The 2387-nt window shown below is 32.4% G+C and carries 3 protein-coding genes; all 3 read right to left on the bottom strand.

Annotated features, from left to right (window positions below):
• Window positions 1–39: 39 nt before the first annotated feature.
• Complete coding sequence (locus RT405_RS08740) at window positions 40–318, bottom strand: PTS sugar transporter subunit IIB (RefSeq protein ID WP_313469135.1); 279 nt, start codon at window positions 316–318, stop codon at window positions 40–42.
• A 4-nt stretch (window positions 319–322) separates the two neighbouring features.
• Window positions 323–778: a PTS sugar transporter subunit IIA gene (locus tag RT405_RS08735; RefSeq protein WP_313469134.1), complete on the bottom strand. Its 456-nt coding sequence runs from the start codon at window positions 776–778 to the stop codon at window positions 323–325.
• A partial coding sequence (locus RT405_RS08730) for a PRD domain-containing protein (RefSeq protein WP_313469133.1) occupies window positions 765–2387 on the bottom strand: 1623 nt, incomplete at its 5' end. The genes RT405_RS08730 and RT405_RS08735, both read right to left, overlap by 14 nt.

Genomic DNA, 2387 nt, shown 5'->3' with positions numbered 1-2387 from the left:
CTAAAAAAAGTTAGAGTTTAGGTCACCTTTCGTTCTTTTTTAATTTCTAGCTGTTAAATAAGCTTCTAATGCTGTTTTTACTTCCTCTAAATCCATATATTTTTTAATCGGATAAATTGGGGCTTTAACAGAACTTCTAAGTTCATCTAACAACTCATTACTTGTAAATATCACGTCTGCTGAACTGCCTTTTGCACTACTGATGTCTGTGTTTTCAATATCTGCTTCAATTCCTAATTGAGCAGCTGCTCTTTGTAACGTCATCTTTAAAACCATTGAAGAGCCTACTCCAAATCCACATACAGCTAAAATTTTCATTTCTTCACACCTCCTTTCCAGTTTCATTGATTACATTAAGAATTTCAGTAATATCTCCACTTAAAAAAATCTCGAAGTATTCTTCATTCATTAATATCGTTGTGATTTGTGAAAGTGCCGCTATATGCGACTCATTATCTTTGGCAGCTAAAATTAAAAATATTTTAACTGGTGTGCCTTCCATATTAACTTCTTGATCTGTCACTAACATGGATAGTGACAGATCATTGACACCTTCACCTGGTTTAGCATGCATTAAAGCAAAATAATCAGCTAAAACCATATATGGTCCGTTATCTACTACACTCTTCTTCATATTATCAACATAAACATTTTCAATTGAGTTGTCTTGCAAAAGTGGATCACTGGCTAGTTCAACGGCCTTTTGCCATGAATCTACCTCAGCTACGTGTTTGATTCTTTCCTCTGTTAATAATTGTCCCAAATCACTTTTCTTCATTGTCATTTACTCCTTTAAAAATACTTTCATAAATTTGTTTTCTCGTAGACTGAATGAAAATCGTTTCAACTGTAATTCGATCAAAAATCATTTTAAAAATCTCTAATAACATCGGTTCCATATGCTCTACATCGCTTTTATTAATGGCTAACATAATAATGACATCAATCCCTTCTTCTCCCCAAGGAATTTTATGACGATTTATCAAAATTTTCACTTTAGACTTATTGACAAAATGTGGGTTCCCATGAGGCACAGCGACGCCATTACTTATATTCGTAGGTGCTAATGATTCACGTCCAAAGATTGATTCTCTAAAATCTACGGTAACCTGTTCTTCTTTTTCTAACTCCGAGCACAAAAAATGTAACGCCTCTTCTTTTGAATCAAACGAATAGTCTACGTAAATATCATCAAGTTGTAGAACTTCCACCATTAATGCACTTGTTTTATTTTCCAAAACAAATTCTTTAGAATAATCACTGTGCTCAATAAACCAATCACCATAGTTATCTAACACATTTTTTATATCTCTTGGTGTTAAAATAGGTGAAACCTTTATAACTCTTTTATTAGGTAAATCAATAGGAATAGTAGAGATAATAAAATCAAAGTTTGAAAGATTATTTGTTGCCATTTGATTTAAAGACAACGTCTCATAACTATCTATGTTAGGTAATACTTGCTTGATTTGGCTTGCTAATAATGATGAGGTACCGTAACCATTCGGGCAAACAAATAAAACTTTAATGGATTTTCTTTTGCGTTCCATCGCTGCTTGAAAGTGAACCATAATAAATGCTACTTCATCTTCAGATAGATTAATTTTTAATTCTCTTTCAAGGTCCATCAGAACAAACCAGGTTAGACCGTACATCACACTGTATTTTTCCTTAATTAACGTCAAGAGCGGATTCTTTATTTGAATATTGTTTTGAATTCGATAAATCATCGGAATAATATGAGTAGCCAATCCTTCTCGCAATAAATGGTCTTGAGTTAAATTAACTCCCATTGAAGCAGACATTTTATCAATTGCTTCATCAATCAATTGGCTGTATTTTTGTTTAATTCCATGCATTGACTTTATTGGTTCTATTCCACTACCAATCAAAAGCTTATTTACATAAACCAAATCATAAGATGAAAATTCAAAAGATAACTTCGATTCAATTTCATTGGCTAAATCTACTGTAAGTAGATAAGTTGTCATATCGTGTAGTTGTTCAAATGAATAATCATCTAGTGGTCTAGATAGACGCTTTTCTTGCTTTCCTCTTCCTACTAAAATAATAATACCAGATTGGATATTTCTAATATTCTGATCATTGATAGTCACTTTAACTTGCTCCAAAAACTTATCGACGATTTCAAACAACTGTTCAACCAGTTGTTCTTCAAAAAATTGGTTATACAATTGAATTAATACGCTACTATCGCTGTATTGATTCCAAGAAATATCTAAAACAAATCGTTGTAAAACTTCTTGCCGTTCATATTCATTCCCGGTAAAGTAAGTTCCTGTGTGATTAACAGTTAAAGGAGTTCCATTTAATTCAAAATAGTGTTTGATTTGCTTCATGTCAGCAGCGATTGAACTGCGACTAAC

The sequence above is a fragment of the Carnobacterium sp. genome (assembly GCF_032094055.1).
In the GTDB taxonomy this organism is placed as follows: Bacteria; Bacillota; Bacilli; order Lactobacillales; family Carnobacteriaceae; genus Carnobacterium_A.
The sequence above is the reverse complement of the archived record's forward strand: the minus strand, read 5'-3'. Positions and strand labels throughout refer to the sequence as shown.

What these genes read in the sequence shown, in the direction of transcription:
- RT405_RS08740 (WP_313469135.1), bottom strand. Translation starts at nt 318, where the DNA reads ATGAAAATTTTAGCTGTATGTGGATTTGGAGTAGGCTCTTCAATGGTT.
- RT405_RS08735 (WP_313469134.1), bottom strand. Translation starts at nt 778, where the DNA reads ATGAAGAAAAGTGATTTGGGACAATTATTAACAGAGGAAAGAATCAAA.